The organism is Chachezhania sediminis, assembly GCF_009765275.1.
In the GTDB taxonomy this organism is placed as follows: Bacteria; Pseudomonadota; Alphaproteobacteria; order Rhodobacterales; family Rhodobacteraceae; genus Chachezhania; species Chachezhania sediminis.
The window spans coordinates 87,060-103,246 of sequence record NZ_VOPH01000004.1 but is presented as its reverse complement, the minus strand read 5'-3'; the positions used below and the strand labels follow the sequence as shown (position 1 = coordinate 103,246).

16 protein-coding genes are annotated in these 16,187 nt (G+C 67.6%); 6 read left to right on the top strand and 10 right to left on the bottom strand.

What is annotated here, in order from left to right; all coding sequences use genetic code 11:
• Positions 1-67: 67 nt before the first annotated feature.
• Positions 68-1,900, bottom strand: coding sequence for an ABCB family ABC transporter ATP-binding protein/permease (locus tag FQK05_RS14045; RefSeq protein WP_158967876.1), 1,833 nt, complete (start codon positions 1,898-1,900; stop codon positions 68-70).
• 117 nt (positions 1,901-2,017) lie between these two features.
• Positions 2,018-3,787, bottom strand: a complete 1,770-nt coding sequence (locus FQK05_RS14040) for a LysM peptidoglycan-binding domain-containing protein (RefSeq protein ID WP_158967874.1) — start codon at positions 3,785-3,787, stop codon at positions 2,018-2,020.
• A gap of 105 nt (positions 3,788-3,892) precedes the next feature.
• Between FQK05_RS14040 and FQK05_RS14035 the strand changes: the two genes are divergently transcribed.
• On the top strand, positions 3,893-4,447 hold the full coding sequence (locus tag FQK05_RS14035; RefSeq protein ID WP_158967872.1) for an LOG family protein: 555 nt from the start codon (positions 3,893-3,895) through the stop codon (positions 4,445-4,447).
• 234 nt (positions 4,448-4,681) lie between these two features.
• On the opposite strand, the gene FQK05_RS14030 is transcribed toward FQK05_RS14035, so the two are convergent.
• Genes FQK05_RS14030 through FQK05_RS14015 form a run of 4 tightly spaced genes read right to left on the bottom strand, consistent with a single transcriptional unit; the run spans position 4,682 to position 7,033 of the window.
• A complete protein-coding gene (locus tag FQK05_RS14030) occupies positions 4,682-5,287 on the bottom strand; it encodes a periplasmic heavy metal sensor (RefSeq protein WP_158967870.1) in 606 nt (201 codons plus the stop codon).
• Positions 5,287-5,739 (bottom strand): hypothetical protein, encoded by a 453-nt coding sequence (locus tag FQK05_RS14025; protein WP_158967868.1) that lies wholly within the window; start codon positions 5,737-5,739, stop codon positions 5,287-5,289. Before FQK05_RS14025 ends, FQK05_RS14030 begins: the two co-directional genes overlap by 1 nt.
• Complete coding sequence (locus FQK05_RS14020; RefSeq protein ID WP_158968481.1) at positions 5,726-6,358, bottom strand: RNA polymerase sigma factor; 633 nt, start codon at positions 6,356-6,358, stop codon at positions 5,726-5,728. Before FQK05_RS14020 ends, FQK05_RS14025 begins: the two co-directional genes overlap by 14 nt.
• A 33-nt stretch (positions 6,359-6,391) precedes the next feature.
• Entirely contained in the window at positions 6,392-7,033 is a 642-nt protein-coding gene (locus tag FQK05_RS14015; RefSeq protein ID WP_158967866.1) for an EF-hand domain-containing protein, read from the bottom strand.
• A gap of 247 nt (positions 7,034-7,280) precedes the next feature.
• On the opposite strand from FQK05_RS14015, the gene FQK05_RS14010 reads away from it, so the two are divergent.
• The gene (locus FQK05_RS14010; RefSeq protein ID WP_158967864.1) at positions 7,281-7,733 is read left to right on the top strand and encodes a DUF983 domain-containing protein; all 453 of its coding nucleotides are present in this window, start codon (positions 7,281-7,283) and stop codon (positions 7,731-7,733) included.
• Positions 7,730-8,497, top strand: coding sequence for an NUDIX hydrolase (locus FQK05_RS14005; protein ID WP_158967862.1), 768 nt, complete (start codon positions 7,730-7,732; stop codon positions 8,495-8,497). Before FQK05_RS14010 ends, FQK05_RS14005 begins: the two co-directional genes overlap by 4 nt.
• A gap of 193 nt (positions 8,498-8,690) precedes the next feature.
• Here FQK05_RS14005 and FQK05_RS14000 read toward each other — a convergent pair whose 3' ends face one another.
• Both FQK05_RS14000 and FQK05_RS13995 read right to left on the bottom strand, forming a co-directional pair.
• The gene (locus tag FQK05_RS14000) at positions 8,691-9,593 is read right to left on the bottom strand and encodes a DMT family transporter (protein ID WP_158967860.1); all 903 of its coding nucleotides are present in this window, start codon (positions 9,591-9,593) and stop codon (positions 8,691-8,693) included.
• 21 nt (positions 9,594-9,614) lie between these two features.
• Positions 9,615-10,646 (bottom strand): fatty acid desaturase, encoded by a 1,032-nt coding sequence (locus FQK05_RS13995; RefSeq protein ID WP_233270510.1) that lies wholly within the window; start codon positions 10,644-10,646, stop codon positions 9,615-9,617.
• 113 nt (positions 10,647-10,759) lie between these two features.
• On the opposite strand from FQK05_RS13995, the gene FQK05_RS13990 reads away from it, so the two are divergent.
• The 3 genes from FQK05_RS13990 to FQK05_RS13980 all read left to right on the top strand — a co-directional run bounded on the left by FQK05_RS13990 (position 10,760) and on the right by FQK05_RS13980 (position 14,107).
• Positions 10,760-11,644: a helix-turn-helix domain-containing protein gene (locus FQK05_RS13990; RefSeq protein ID WP_158967859.1), complete on the top strand. Its 885-nt coding sequence runs from the start codon at positions 10,760-10,762 to the stop codon at positions 11,642-11,644.
• A 240-nt stretch (positions 11,645-11,884) separates the two neighbouring features.
• Positions 11,885-13,039: a calcium-binding protein gene (locus FQK05_RS13985; protein WP_158967857.1), complete on the top strand. Its 1,155-nt coding sequence runs from the start codon at positions 11,885-11,887 to the stop codon at positions 13,037-13,039.
• 168 nt (positions 13,040-13,207) lie between these two features.
• The gene (locus FQK05_RS13980) at positions 13,208-14,107 is read left to right on the top strand and encodes a GNAT family N-acetyltransferase (protein WP_158967855.1); all 900 of its coding nucleotides are present in this window, start codon (positions 13,208-13,210) and stop codon (positions 14,105-14,107) included.
• On the opposite strand, the gene FQK05_RS13975 is transcribed toward FQK05_RS13980, so the two are convergent.
• A complete protein-coding gene (locus tag FQK05_RS13975; RefSeq protein WP_158967853.1) occupies positions 14,104-14,970 on the bottom strand; it encodes an SDR family oxidoreductase in 867 nt (288 codons plus the stop codon). The genes FQK05_RS13980 and FQK05_RS13975 overlap by 4 nt on opposite strands.
• A gap of 240 nt (positions 14,971-15,210) precedes the next feature.
• Entirely contained in the window at positions 15,211-16,086 is an 876-nt protein-coding gene (locus tag FQK05_RS13970; protein ID WP_158967851.1) for a DMT family transporter, read from the bottom strand.
• Positions 16,087-16,187 lie beyond the last annotated feature (101 nt).

Genomic DNA, 16,187 nt, shown 5'->3' with positions numbered 1-16,187 from the left:
GGCCCGAAATCCTCTGGTTTCCCTTGTGCCGGGGACGCGACGCGCGGCCCGGTCAGGGCAGGTCAAGTCAGGCCGCCTCGTCCGCCTGCTGGCGCTGCCACAACATGGCATAGCGCCCCTCGCGGGCCAGCAGCGCCTCGTGCGTGCCCTGCTCGACGATCTCGCCCTGGTGCAGGACGACGATCCGGTCGGCCCCGGCCACCGTCGACAGGCGGTGCGCGATCACGATCACCGTGCGCCCCTGCCCGGCGCGGTCCAGCGCCTCCTGGATCTGGCGTTCGGTGGCTGTGTCCAGCGCGCTCGTCGCCTCGTCCAGGATCAGGACCGGCGGGTCCTTCAACAGGGTGCGGGCGATGCCCACGCGCTGCTTTTCACCGCCCGACAGTTTCAGCCCGCGTTCGCCCACCTGCGTGTCATAGCCTTCGGGCAACGACAGGATGAAGTCGTGGATCCGCGCGTCCCGGGCCACCCGTTCCACATCCTCCTGCGTGGCTGCATCCCGGCCATAGGCGATGTTGTAGCGGACCGTGTCGTTGAACAGGACCGTGTCCTGCGGGACCACACCGATGGCCCTGTGCAGGCTGTCCTGACGGACGCTGCGAATGTCCTGCCCGTCGATCTCGATCGCGCCGCCGGTGACGTCGTAGAAGCGGAACAGCAACCGCCCGATGGTCGACTTGCCCGACCCCGTGGCCCCCACGATGGCGACGGTCTGGCCCGCGGGTACGGTCAGGTCGATGCCCTTCAGGATCTCGCGTTCCCTGTCATAGCCGAAGCGGACATCGCGGAACCGGATCTGGCCCCCGGCGACCTTCAGGTCGGGCGCATCTTCGGGATCCACGATCTCGGCCGGCTGTTCCAGCAGGTCGAACATCTCTCCCATGTCGACCAGGGCCTGGCGGATCTCGCGATAGACGGTGCCCAGGAACCCCAGCGGCACGGTGATCTGGATCATGTAGGAATTGACCATGACGAAATCGCCCACGGTCAGGGTACCGTTCTGGACGCCGATGGCGGCCAGCACCATCATCGCGATCAGCCCGGCAGAGATGAAGACGGTCTGCCCGAAGTTCAGGAAGGACAGCGAGTACGAGGTCTTCAGCGCCGCCTGTTCATATCGCGCCATGGACACGTCATAGCGCGCGGCCTCGCGCTGTTCGGCGTTGAAATACTTGACAGTTTCGAAATTCAGCAGGCTGTCGATGGCCTTCTGGTTCGCTTCTGTGTCGCTGTCGTTCATCTGCCGCCGCAGCTTCACCCGCCATTCGGTGACGATGAAGGTGAAGGCCACGTAGAACGCGATCGTCACGGCGACGATGACCAGATACCAGACGTCGAACATCATGGTCAGGATGATGCCCACCAGCACGAGTTCGAGGATCAGCGGCCCGACGGAGAAGAGGACGAAGCGCAGCAGGAACTCCACGCCCTTCACGCCCCGTTCGATGATCCGGGACAGGCCCCCTGTCCGCCGCGTGATGTGATAACGCATCGACAGGCGGTGGATATGGTTGAAGGTCTCGTGCGCCAGGGCCCGCAGGGCGCGCTGGGTGACCGGGGCGAATACCGCGTCGCGCAGTTGGTTGAACCCCACGCTCATCAGCCGGGCCATGCCATAGGCCACGGTCAGCGCCACAGCGCTGAGGCCCAGCAGCGGCACCGCATCCCTGGCCAGTCCGTCGACGGCGCCCTTGTAGAAGAACGGGGTCGCAACCGTGATCCCCTTGGCCACGACCAGCAGGATCATCGCAATGACCACCCGGGGCTTCACCCAGGCAGGTTCGTCGGGCCACAGATACGGCACCACCCGACGCAGCACGTTCCAGCCGGACCGGCGTTCGGCACGGGCGGACAGTTCGGACGGCACGGGTTGCGCCGCGGGGCTGGCTGGGTTCGTCATGTCAGGCTGGCCTCATCCGGTCGGACAGGCTGTCCAGATAGGGCCGGTGCCGCCGAAAGACCAGCGTTCACGCGGCCGCAGGGGGGCCTGCACGGACGCACAATCCCGCCGTACGGCCTAGTCGGGAAGGTTGAAGACCTGACCGGGATAGATCAGGTCGGGGTCGCGGATCTGTTCGCGATTGGCACCGAAGACGCGAACGTAAAGGACCCCGTCGCCATAGCGGTTCCGCGAGATCGCCCAGAGCGTATCGCCCTTCTGAACCGTCACGAACCGCGCCAGCAGGTCGCCGCCGGACACGGACGGGTCCAGCCCCGGTTGCTGCAGACGCTCGGGCGGTTCGCGCTTGAACGGGGTTTCGACCCGGCTGGTGACCTTTCCGGCCTCGTCCAGTTCGTCCAGGCGCAGCGTATAGACCCCCGGCGTGATCCCGGGCAGGCGCCCGCCCCAGCGGCCCTGCGCATCCGCCGGCAGGTCGGCCACGGCGACATTGTCGAGGTAGACGCGGATCGTCGCCGCCCCGCGCGAACGGCCGGACAGCAGGACGTCGCCCTGCCGGGTGTATCCTATGGTCGACAGCTCGATCCGGTCCATGGCACGCGGCCGCGCAGGCGCGCCGGTCTGAAGAAGCTCGACCCCGTTGGGCCCGGCCCGCAGCACGGCAATGCCGGCAGCCTGTCCTGCGGCGGCCTGTCCCCCGCCCGGTCCCGCGGACGGGCGGCCGCCCTGATCGGGCGCCGTCAGCGGCTGGGCCGGGGCATCGGCCACGCCGGGCGACGGGACGGTGGTCGAGGATGCAGGCCTGTCTGCGATGACTTCGGCCACGGCCACCTGCACGGGCGCCGCGATGGCTGCGGGGGTATCTTCGGATTTAGGCTCCGGGGCGGCCTGCATCTGTACGGCGAGCTGGCCCGGGGCAGGCGTCGCCCCGGCCACGGCCTCGGCCTCGGGCCGCGCGCTGTCGCCGTCGGCCACGGGCCTTGCCGGGGCATTTCCGGGCATTGTCTGGGACACGACGTCCGCCGGTCGGGCCGGTATGTCCGCGGCAGAGCTGCCCGCACCGGGCGTTTTTGTGGCACCGGCCGGCGCAGGTTGCGGCACGGTTTCCGCCACAGCGACGGCGCTGGCGGTCCGGTCGGCGGCCGGCGGCTGGCCCGCCTGCCCCATCGACGGCGCGGCCGGGGCCGGTACTGTACCCGCATCGGCATCGGCGGTGACAACTGGGGCCAGGATGATCTGGTCCGGCGCCTCGGTCCGGCGGCCACCCAGTTCCGCAATCAGGGTCAGGACCCGCAACCGGGCGCTTGTGCCGACATCCGGAAAACCCGCGAACTTGCCATCGGCGCCGGTGGTCAGGCGGTCGATCTCGGCCCCGTCGATTTCAACGATGACGACGGACCCGGGCACGGCCCTGCCCGCGATCACCGTGGCACCGTCCGGTTCCACCCGGATCAGGTCGATCTGCGGGGCGGCCAGTGCGGACGCATCCGGCGCGGGCGCATCGGTGGCCACAAGGGGGGCGGCGATGGTTTCAGGCGCGGCGGACAGATCGTCTGACGCCGCCCCGTGGGTCGCCGGATCCCTGGCCGTCGTCGCCCCCTGGCCGTCCTGCGCAGCCACATCGGTAGCCGATTCGGTGGCGGTGGCGGCGGGATTTTCCCGGGTTTCGGCCGGCTTCGCCGGCGCTGCGGCCGTCGATACAGCGGCGGAACCGGGGTCCTGTGTGGGGGCCGATGCCACATCCTGCGCTGCAGGCGGAGGATTGCCGAACATCGTTTGTATATCATCGGCATAGTAATAGATGCCGGCCGACGCGGCCGCGGCCACGCCCAGCGCGCCGATCCATATGACTGCCTTGCTGCCAGCCGCCCCGGACCCTGCCGCCATCTTGCATCCCTGCTGCGTGCCACATCCCGTCGCACACTGTTGAGCCCCAACCCGGTTCCGGGTTAACAGGTCGCACCCCCCTTGCAAATGCAGAAAGGCCGAACGATGAGCGCCAAGTCCGTGTGTGTGTATTGCGGATCACGAGCGGGGGCTGACCCGGCTTACGCCCATGCCGCCGAAGAACTGGGCCGCGCCCTGGCCGATCAGGGCTGGCAGCTGGTCTATGGGGCTGGCGACGTCGGGCTGATGGGCATCGTCGCCCGCACCGCTCAGGCCGCCGGTGGCGAGACCTTCGGCGTCATCCCCACCCACCTTCTGAAGCGCGAGGTCGGCAAGACCGACCTGTCCCGTTTCGTCGTCACCGAGACGATGCACGAACGCAAGAAGGTCATGTTCATGAACAGCGATGCGGTGATCGTCCTGCCGGGCGGTGCCGGCACCCTGGACGAGTTCTTCGAGGTCCTGACCTGGGCGCAGCTGGGCCTGCACCAGAAGCCGGTCGTGGTGCTGGACATCGCGGGCTTCTGGGGGCCGCTGGACGGTTTGGTCCGCCACATCATCGATCAGGGCTTCGCGGACCCGTCGCTGGCCGATCTCTACGATACCGCCCCCGACCCCGCTGCGGCGATCGAGCGGCTGAAGATGGCCTTCGCCGCCTGATACGCGTTCGGGGCCCCGCAATCGAGGCCCCGACTGGCTGGTCCGCAACGGCCCCAGACCCGCCCGGATCCCGAGGCAAGGCCATCAGCGGCCCAAGACCGCGACCTACCGATGCGAGGGCCGGAAGGCACCTGCGCCGGACACGAATGCCGGCGGTCAGGCGGCCGGCATCGCGCAAGGACGCCGGAGCAGGCCATCGCGGTTTGCCACGGCACGGGCGGGTGCCGGTGCCGGTCAGTCCCCGGCGCCCCGCTCATGTTTCTTGTCGTGCCACGCCTTCCGGCGCTGCTCGTGCCGTTCGGCGGCCGCTTGCAGGCGGTCGGCATAGGCGTCGCGTTCGGCCGGCGTCATCTCGGTCACGCGGTCCAGCCAGACTTCCTGCAGCGCATGCTGCTGCCCCGCAACCCAGACGTTGTGCCGGGTCAGCACCCCTTCCAGCAGTTGACGGTCAAAGGGGTCGGCGCGGAGGCCCGCATCCAGTGTCCGGGCGGTATCCCGACGCGAGGGCGGCCGGCCGATGCCGTCTTCCTGCATCTCGCGCCGGATCTCGTCGCGCAGCGCGCGCTGCTCTTCCCGCGGCAGTTCGCGGTAAAGCACCATGCCCAGGGACGGCGGACCGCCGATGCCGTCCGCGCCGGGCGAACCGCCAAAGCGCAGCATGATCCCCAGAACCGATCCCAGCACGGCCAGGTTCAGCGCCAGCGACACCGCCAGTGCCACCCGGATCCAGCGCGGTGCCCGCGCCCGGCGTGCCGAAGGATCGGGCGACGGTTTCCCTGCAGCCTCTGCGTTGGGGTCCTGTCTGTCGGGGGCCGGAAGGCCCTGATCGTCCTCGGTCATCATCCGTCCTCTGTCTGCAGTGCCGCGATCAGGTCGGGTTCGAGCAGGTCGATATCCGCCTGCGCCAGATAGACCAGATCCACCGGGTCGGGCAGGCCCCGGGGCGGCGCGAAGCCCAGCCAGACGCCCAGCGCACAGGCCGCCGCCAGACCCGAAATCGCGGGCCACCCGCCGATCTGCGCACGGATGTTCAGGCCGGTAATCGACCCTGTCCCACCCGCCCGGCGCCGCAGCCCCGCGCCCCGCCTGGGGCGAAGATCGGCCGGATGCCGCACCGGTTGTGCCACCGGCTGGGTTTGTGGCCGAGTCTGCACCGGCAGTGGCAGTGGCACCGGCAGTGTCCGGGCCGCATCGGCCAGGACACGCGCCATCAGGTCGTCCGGCGCGGTCTCGATCCGCAGGCCGGCCAGCATCTCGTCCAGCTCCTGATCCGTCAGGTCACGATCTGTCATCGTCAAACCCCAATTCCGCGCGACGCCCGGCAAGAGCGGCCTTCAGTGCCCGCTTGCCCCGCGCCGTCAGGCTTTCTACCGCTTCCACGCCCACCCCAAGGATCTCTGCGATCTCGGGATTGGCAAGTCCTTCCATGTGCCGCAGCACCACCGCCTGCCGCTGCCGGTCCGGCAACGAGTCCAGCGCGGCCTCCAGCGCCTGCATTCGGGCCCGCGCCTGCAGCGTCTCCGGCGCCGTGGGCGCAGGGTCGACGGGTTCGGGCACCGTATCGATGCCGACCGTACCCCCGCGCGCCCGCCGCTTTCGGTCGATGCAGAGGTTCATCACCACGCGATAGAGCCAGGTAGACACCTGCGCCCGCCCCGGCTCCCACTCGGGCGCGATCCGCCACAGCTTCAGCATCGCTTCCTGCGCGACGTCCTCGGCCTCGGCCCGGTCCCCAAGGACCCGGACCGCCACCGAAAGCACCCGCGGCAGGTGACGGCCCGCCAGCAGCCGCGCGGCATCGCCCTGCCCAAGGGCCAACTGCGCCAGAAGCGCATCGTCCGAAGGCTGGCCGGCGGCCCGGGAAGATCCCCGGACCGCCTGTCCCGTCGCTATGCTGGCGCCATCGTTCATACGCACGCAGTCTAGGCTCCGTCAGGCCGCCCGTCAGTCCTGTTCCGGCGCCGGCATGGCCGGGGCCTGACTGCCGGGGGCATTGCGCTGCATCCGGTCGCCATGACCGCCATGCCCACGGTATCCACCGTGGCATCCGCCATCGGGTCCGTGCTGGGAGCCGCCCTTCTTCATGCGGTCCTGCATGTGCTCGGCCATCAGCACCTTGGCCACCTCGAACTCGACCTCGGTGATGCTGCCGTCATTGTCGCGATCCATCCGGTCGAAGATCATGCCGGTGCCACGGGGCCGGGGCAGTTCCGACAGCTGGACCAGGCCGTCGCCGTCCTTGTCCATCTTCTGGAACATCATCGCCGCCCGTTCGGCCGCGCGGGACATCGCCATCGCCTGCACTTCCTCCAGGCTCAGTGCGCCGTCGCCGTCGGTGTCGCCCTCGGCCGCCCGGTTAGGACCGATCAGGCGCAGCTCTTCATAGGTGATCACACCGTTGCCGTCGGTGTCGATCTCCTGAAAGGTCATCTTCATCATCATCGGTCCGGGGCCCATCCCCCGCGGACCGTGACCGGATCCGGGCTGCCCCCCCGGTCCGAATGCCAGGGCAGAGCCGGCGCTCAGCACGCCGACCGACAGCGCGAGCATTGCGGCGATCGGCTTGACATGGATCTTGTTGATCATCTGGTTCTTCCCTTCCTGCCCGGCCGGCCCCTTGCCGCCGGATCTGTGCTTAAAACGGGCAGGCGCCGACGTTCCGTCGAAAATTTTTGCAGGCTCGAAAGACGACAGTTTTGCGACATCCGGCCGCAAGGGCAATCGGCGCAGTTTTCACCGGGCGAGCTGAGGCAGATAATCGCAGCTCTTCCGTGCGCCCTGCACGGTGCATATGTCGAGCGTTTCGTACGCTACTTACCCCGGGATGCCTGCCATGACCCCGTCCGATACCCAGACCCTGCCTGCGCGTGCAACTTCGGTGCGCAAGGAAACCGACCGTCCGACCAAGCCCGCCATGCTGCGCGGCTGGCGGCGCAAGTGCCCGCGCTGCGGACAGGGACAGATCTTCAAGGGTTACCTTGCGGTCAACAGCGCCTGCCCGGTCTGCAAGCAGGACTTCACCCCCCAGCGGGCCGACGACGGCCCGGCCTATCTGACGATCCTGATCGTGGGTCACCTGATGGCGCCGGCGCTGCTGACCGTCTTCGTGGAGTTCCGTCCCGACCCGCTGGTGCTTTTCACCATCTTTGCAGTTGGCTCGGTCGGATTGTCCCTCTACCTTCTGCCCAGGCTGAAGGGGATGATGATCGGACTGCAATGGGCCCGCCGCATGGGGGGCTTCGGGGCAGAACCCGACCGTGCCCCGGAGGAATGGGAGGATCAATGACCACTGAAGCACCGACCGGCGCCGCGGCGCCGGACAAGACCGCCATCCGCAATGCGGCCACTGTCATCGTCCTGCGGGACCGGGCCACGAACCCGGCCGTCCTGATGGGCCAGCGCGGCGCCAAGGCCGCGTTCTTTCCCAACAAGTTCGTCTTTCCGGGCGGTGCGGTCGATGCGGCCGATGCCACCATACCGCTGGCGGCCCCGCTGCCGGGCCTCTGCACCACGCGGCTGGAACAGGACTGCCTGCCGGGCCTTGCAGGCCAACTGGCCGCCGCCGCCGTGCGCGAGCTGTGGGAGGAAACCGGCCTGATCCTGGGACGCCCCGGCACCTGGGACGGCGATGTGCCGGAAGACTGGATCCGCTACGCCGCCACCGGCCACCTGCCGGCGGGCGACATGCTGCAATTCGTGTTCCGCGCGATCACGCCCCCGGGCCGGCCGCGCCGCTTCGATGCGCGCTTCTTCCTGGTGGATGCCGACGACGTGCAGGGCGACCTGGACGACTTCACCCATGCCACGGATGAGCTTTCGCATCTCCAGTGGATCCCGCTGCCCGAGGCGCGCAGCTTCGACCTGCCCTTCATCACCGAGGTCGTCCTGGCCGAGGTCGAGGCCCGCGCCGCCGTAAAGGAACCGCCCGCCTCCGTCCCGTTCTTCAAGAACAACGAAGAGGCGAACCTGTTCCTGCGGATCTACGGCCATGAGCAGCCGATGGAGGACGGGCACCGCCCGGCCTCGATGCAGCGCCCCACACCGGCCTGAGGGCCGTTCGGCCTCTGTCAGGCCGATGAACCGATCGGATTGCCGCGTCCTGCAAGGGGCGCGGCATTTTCGTACCGCTCGCGTCGCACCGCAGGGCGCCCGCCCGTGGCGGGACGGGTCCTGCCGCAGGCAGGGCCCGGGGGTGGGTGGGCGGTCCGCCGCGGGCGGGCGACCGGGACGCGTTCAGATCCGCTCAGATCGCCAGGATCAGCAGCAGGATCGACAGGCCAAGCATGGCGATGCCCGACAGTTCCCGTTTCGTCACCGTTTCGCGGAAGAACAGGACAGAGGCGATCAGGCTGAAGACCAGCTCCACCTGCCCCACCGCCTTCACATAGGCGGCCGTCTGCAGGGTGAAGGCCAGGAACCAGCAGAAGGATCCCACAATGCTGGTCAGCCCGATCCACACCGCCGACCGCCGCGCGGCCCAGACCGCGGCCAGTTCCCTGCGATCCTTCCAGAACAGCCACAGCGCCATGGCCACCATCTGCGACAGGGTCACCGCCGACAGGGTCACCGCCGCCCGCACCACGGGCGCCGGATCGTCGATCTGCAGCGACGCGCCGCGATACCCGACAGAGGAGATCGCGAACAGAAGCCCCGCCCCCAGCCCCAGTGCGGCCGCGCGATTGGTCAGGTTCTGCCACCACTTGCCGCCGCCCTCGGGCGGCTTCGACAGAAGGAAGATCGCGATCACGCCCAGAATGATGGCAAAGAACCCCAGGGGGCTGACCACATCGCCCAGGACGAACAGGCCCATGATCGCGGTCAGCAGCACCTCGGCGTTCTTGAAGGTGATCCCCACCGCGAAATTGCGCTGCTTGAACAGCAGGACGACGAAGATCGTGGCAAAGATCTGCCCCGCCCCGCCCGCCAGCGCGAACAGCCAGAACCGCCCCGTAAGCGCCGGAACCGTGTGCCCGGTCCAGCCGAACCAGGCCACCAGCACCAGCAGCAGCAACGGCGCCGAATACAGGAACCGCGCAAAGGTCGCGCCCGCGGCCGACAGCCGCGCGGTGGACAACCATTTCTGAAGCATGAAGCGCAGCGTCTGGAAGAACGCCGCGCAGACAGAGACCAGAATCCAGAGAGACATGGCGTCTCTCTTGCGCCTCTTTTACCGGGACCGCCAGAGGGGATGCGGCACGGAATCCTTCGCCCGCACCAGATACCTGCGGAACACTTCGCCGTAAGAGCGATAGACGTAAGCCTCGTTCATGCCGCGATAGCGTTCGCCGCTACGCTCATAAAGCGCCGGCAGCTGATACCACGGCACCGCCGGATGCTGATGGTGGACGACATGCAGGTTGTTGTAGAGGAACAGCCACGCCAGCGGCCCCCTGTCTTCCACGATGGCCGTCCGCGCCCGGTGCTTTTCATGCGCGCGGTGTTCCAGATAGGTGCGGATCTTCATCAGACCCAGCCCCGCCCAGATCGCCAGCCCGTAGGCCCAGAACGGCATCGGCGACAGCGCCACCAGCCCCAGCACAAGGATCATCGCCGGGATGTGCAGCAGCCAGGCCTGGATCACCGTCCGGTCGCCGGCGCGGATCAGGCGCCAGTCGCCCTGCAGGAACATCGCCGTCCCTATCCAGGGCCCGATCACGATCCGGCCCAGCAGTGTATTGTTCCACTGGAACAGCACCTGTTTCCAGCGCGGCATCACCGCCCACTTGTCCGGATCCAGAAAGTTCGATTCCGGATCGTCATAGGGATCGGTCAGCAGCGGGTCGTTGTGATGCGCCAAATGCTGGTCGCGGTAACGGCGATAGGGAAAGACCACCGCCAGCGCCGCGGCCACCGTCAACTCGTTCGCAACCTCGGACCGGAACGGATGCCCGTGCAGCGCCTCGTGCGTCAGCGAGGAATGAAAGCCCAGCGCCACCGCCGTCACGATCACCGCCAGGACCGGTGCCACCGGCCAAAGCAGCCACAGCCCGGCCGCCCACACGGCGTAACAGCCCACCATCAGACCCAGCGTGCCCCATTCGACCCTGGCCCCTGCCAGCACCTTCGGCGCGGCAAGACGACCAAGACCTGCCGACGTTCCGCCCCCGGGCGATGCTGCACCTGCAATCGCTTGGGTTCGGCCGGTATCGAATCCGGGCACGACAACGGGTCCAGGCACCTCGGTCGAGGCCATGTCCATTCCACTTCATTGAAAGATCAGGGTTTCCTGCCCCGAACAGAAACATATTCACGACAGCGTGACCATTTGGTATATGGTGAACAAAACCCGCGATTGGTGACCAAAATCAACATATGCCGGATTTCATAGACAAACGACTGCGCGCGCAGCAATTTCGTGACCGTCTGGCCCGCGCCATGCGCGACGGCGAGGTCAGTCAAAGCGCCCTGGCGCGGGCTGCGGGCGTCGACCGATCGACGATTTCCCAGCTTCTGGCGCCCGATACCGCCCGCCTGCCCAATGCGCAGGTCGTGGCCGCCTGTGCCACGGCGCTTGGCGTATCCGCCGACTGGCTTCTGTCGCTCTCCGACCGGCCGGAAAGTGCCGCGCAGCTTCTGTCGACCTCTCTCAGCCTGACGGAAGCGCCCCGGGCGCTGGTCGACGAACGCATCTACGCCTGGCACCGCGAGGCCGAAGGCTACAAGATCCGGCATGTGCCGGCCGCCCTGCCCGACATGCTGAAGACACGCGCGCTGATCGAATGGGAATACAAGCCCCATCTGGGCCGTACGGCGGACCAGGCCATCGGCGCCTCGCAGGACCGGCTGGACTGGATGCGGCAGGCGCAATCGGATTACGAGATCGCGCTGCCGCTTTACGAAATCGACACCTTCGCCCGCGCCGAAGGCTATTATAGCGGCGTCAGCCGCGAGATCCGGCTGGAACAGCTGGACCGGCTGGAGCGTCTGTCGACGCAGCTTTATCCTCGACTGCGGCTGTCGCTCTTCGATGCGCGCAGGCTGTATTCCTCGCCCATCACGATCTTCGGACCTCTGCTGTCGGTGCTTTATCTCGGCAGCCACTACCTGGCCTTCCGTGACCGCGAGCGGATCGAGATCTTTACGGCCCATTTCGACCGGCTGGTGCGCGAGGCCGCCTATGGCGCCCGTGACGTGCCGCGATACCTTCGGGGGCTGCGGGAGCAGATCACCGGGGTGAACCTGCCGATCCGGCCCTGACCGGCCACGCCGCGGCCCGCTCCTCCGACGCCCGATCTTTGTGCAATCCTTGGCGAAATCGCCGTCCCTCCCCCCCGAACCGGCCCCGCCGCCGTCACGAAATGCCACGATCCGGCTGCGATCTTTCCCAATCCCGGCCTTGCGCTTGCGGAATGCGGCCATTTTTTTCAGCTTGGTTGAAAAGGGACGCGGCGCGGCTTTGATCCGCTTTCGGATGGAACGCCCAGGGGGATGGGACCGATGACAACCTACAATTTCGCAAGCCTTGCGACGCCGGCCGGATATATCGAAGACGTCTATCCGACCTTCGAGCAGATCAATGTCACCGTGCCCGACGATGTCGGACAGTTCGGCTTCAGCTACGCGGCTGATCAGGTCGGCACGACGTTTCCCGTGATCGGCTGGGAGTATATCGAGGACCTGGGATCCTATCCGATGACGCTGTCCTCGGACGACTGGAACAGCCAGCCGGTGCAGTGGCAACTTGCACAGTTCGGGCCCGGTTCCGAACAGGAAGGCACCGTCGTGGCCTTCACCCAGGCGGTCAACGGGACCGATGCCTGGAGCTTCATCCAGGTGGCGGGCGTCAAGGTTCTGACGGGCCAGTCCGCGGTGAATTTCGCCAATGACTGGCAACAATATTATGACCCGGCCAACAGCGAAGACATGTTCACGCCTGTGGACATGGACACGCTGGGCGATGTCTACGCGTTCTCGGACCTGACATACGTGTCCCACAGCGGCACCAGCACCTACAATCCGAATGCCTCTGGCTGGAACTATTTCGGCGGGCTCGGGCCCGAAATCGGGACCGGCGCCGAGGACGACGATTTCCTGGCAGGTGGCGGCGGCGACGATACGCTTTCGGGCAAAGGCGGATCGGATATCGTGCGCGGCGGTTCCGGCAATGACCTGGTATCCGGCGGATCGGGATCCGACACGGTTGCGGGAGGGTCCGGCGACGATCTGGTGAAGGGCCAGAAAGGCCATGACAAGGTCCTGGGCAAGACCGGCAACGATACGGTGCTGGGCGGCAAGGGCCACGACATCGCCCGCGGCGGTCAGGGTGACGATATCGTCCAGGGCGGCAAGGGCAAGGACACCGTGGTCGGTGGCAAGGGCCACGACGTGCTGTCGGGCGGACACGGGGCGGACGACTTCGTCTTCCGGGGCGTCTTCGGCATCGACCGGATCACCGACTTCCAGTCCGGCTCCGACACGCTGAGCTTCAAGCACATTGCAGCGCTGGACGGCCTGACGGTGGACCAGTTCATGGCCGATTACGTCTCGGTCGACGGGCTGAACACGGTGATCGATATCGAGGGCGCAGGCCAGGTCACGCTGCAGGGCTATACCGGCCTCTCGGCCTTGGCGGACGACATCGTCCTGGTCTAGGCCGCTTTTTTCCGGAACCGGACAGGCGTCCTGACGTCGTTCCCAGCCGTCGGCACGGCACGGGCACGACTCTGGCACGGCACCTGCGCGGCGCGCGTAGAGCGTTAACCAATGGCCGATTCCGCCCTTCATCCATCATTTCAGTCAATTTAACTGACGACCGGATCCATGAGCATTTCGTCCCGAATCCCTGTCGCCCCCGGCGACATCGCCGCCGTGCGGCAGTTCAACCTTTTCCATGCGCGTATTCTGGCTTCGCTGGCCGCCGACCGTCCACGTCACGACCGGCCGCCGGGCGGGAAGCAACAGGATGCGGCGGCACCCGGCCTTGCCGATCTGGCCCGTACCCTTCAGGTCGCGCCCGGGGAACTTGGCCGCATTCTGGCCGGGCTTCAGCGCGAGGGCCTGCTGGACAGCGCCTTTGCCGCCGGCCTTGCCGCGATGCAAGGGGACGGCTGGGATCGCCCGGGCCCCTCTTCCGCGGACAGCGTCGAGGCACTTCTGGCGCCGCTCTCATCCGCCGACCGGCGGCAGCTGGTGCAGGCCATGGCCCGGGTGCAGCGCCTGCTGGACAATGGGGTGCCGGCGTCGCGCGCCGTCCTGCGCGCGCCCAGCCCCGGCGACCTGAGCTGGATCATCCACCGCGACGCCAGCCTGCATGCGGCAGAGCACGGCTGGGACTGGACCTACGAGGCGCTGGTCGCCGATACCGTCGCGGGCTTCGTTTCGGATTTCGACCCCTCGCGCGACCGCGCCTGGGTGGCAGAGCTGGACGGCAGCGTCACGGGATCGGTGATGATCGTCCATGACGACGACCGGACCGCACGGCTGCGCCTTCTGTGGATCGACCCCGAAACGCCGGAGCAGGACCTGGGTCGCCGCCTGCTGGACGAGGCGGTGCAGTGTGCCCGGGCGGGCCGCAACCGCGCGGTGACGCTGTCGACGAACGAGATGCTTACGGCGGCCGGGGATCTCTACCGGGCCATCGGCTTTGTCCGGGACGGTCCGGCCGAAGGCCAGATGCGAGAGACGGACCTGATCGGCCAGACCTGGACCCTGACGCTTTAGCTTTCGGCCAGCCAGTCCGCGGCGGTGCCGGCGATGTAGGCGCCATAGGACCGGGGGCCGTCCGGCAGCAGCAGCGCCTGGTCCGCCATTTCGGCGGGCCGCGCCGGGCTGCCGGTGGCGCGCAGGTTGCGGTACATCAGCATCAGATCGAAATGCAGCCATTCGGGCATGTAGGGCTTCACGATCTCGCCCCATTCCTCGGCCGTGAGGTCGGGAAAGACCACAGTGCGGCCCAGCGCCTGCGACCAGAGCTCTGCCGCTTCCGGTCCCGTCTGTTCCTCGCCGCTGGACAGCAGCACCGCGCGGCCTTCGCAGGTGCCGTCCAGCAGCGCACGGGCAGCCGCGTCGGCGACGTCGCGCGTGTCGACCCGGTGCAGCGGCTTCAGCCCGCAGGGCACGGCATAGGCCCCGTTCATGATCGCGGCCTTTCCCATCGCGTCGTTCTGCATGAAATAGGTCGGCCGCAGGATCGTGTAGGGCACGCCACCGGCACGCACCGCCGCTTCGATCCCCAGCTTGGCGCCGGCATGGGGCACGATGGGCGTGCGCTGCGAGATGTCGTTGGACAGGTAGACCAGATGCCGGGGCTTCGCGTCCAGGATCACCGACAGGACGGTCAGCCCCTGGTGGCTTTCGATCGGGCTGTTGGCGATCAGCAGGAAAACCGCTTCGGCCCCTTCCAAAGCCGGGCGCAGGGTATCGGCCCGGTCCAGATCGGCAACGAAGCCTTCCACGCCGGCCGGCAATGCCGCGGCCTTTTCCGCATCGCGGGTGATAACGCGGACCTTTTTGCCCGCCGCCACCAGTTGCGGGACCAGCGCCCGGCCGATCTGGCCGGTGCCTCCGAAGACGACGATGGTCATGTACGTGTTCCTTTCAAGGGTATGGCAAGGTCTTAGACCCGTCGCCCGGCAAGGCCAACTGCGGCTTTGCCGATACCCCCGGCCCCGGCGTGCGGCAGGGCCGCGCGAAGGCAAGACGGTAGGCAATCAATCCGCAGGACTGGCGCAACGCCGCGGCCCTCCATTCATCTGGCGCGGGACAGTCGGTCGCTCCCCGGCCCGCAGCCGGGCGGTCAGGCCGCCTGTGAAGAGCTTCCCCGACTAGGCGCGCGGCACCTTCACCATCAAGACCAGCCCCCCGGCCGCAATCAGGGCGACACCGGCCAACGTCGGCAGGGTCGGCACCTCTGCGAAGACGAAGATCCCGATGGCGGCGGCGCCGACCAGTTCCAGATAGACCAGCGGCGCAAGGGTGGACGCATCGGCCCAGCGAAAGGCGGCAATCGACATCAGGTGGCAGAGAGCCGAGAACAGCCCCAGCCCCGCAAACAGGATCAGCGTATCGGCAGCCGGCACCTGGGCCGTCACGACGGCCTGCGGGGCCAGAAGAAGGCTGCCCAGCACGCATTGAAAGGCCAGCGTCTTCACGGGATCGGTGTTCTGCGACGCGGTGCGCGTCGACACGAGGTAGAAGGCAAAGAGGCACCCGGCCGCGAAGGCCAGGATCACCCCCGGCTCCACCGTACCGCCCGGGCGCAGGATCACCGCCGCGCCCAGCACGCCCAGGCCCAGGCTGATGCCCTTGCGGGTGGTCATGCGCTCGCCCAGCAGCAGGACCGACAGGACCACAGCCACGATGGGTCCGACGAAGAAGGCCCCCACCGCCATGGCCAGCGGAATGGTGGAAATCGCGATGAAATAAAGCGTCATCGCCCCCACCAGGAAGGTCGTGCGCAGGATATGGGCCTTCAGGTTTTCGGTCGGGAAGATATGGCGGCCGAAGCGCAGGACGGCCAGCGGCAACACGATGCCCGATGCCACCGCATAGCGCGCCCATGCGATGAAAAGCGGCGAATAATCGGCGCTGAGATACTTGGCAAAGCCATCGACGACGGGAATGCCCAGCATGGCCGCGACCATCAGGGCCACGCCCCGGGCGTCGGTGCTGGATATGGCGGGGGCGGCAGGGTTCGTCATCGAAGGGACCATCGTCCCGGGCACGCGCTTTGTCAAACCGGTGTCGCATTTGTCCCATGAAGCCGCCGCGGCAGGGATTGCCGTCGCTGCCGGCCCCGCGC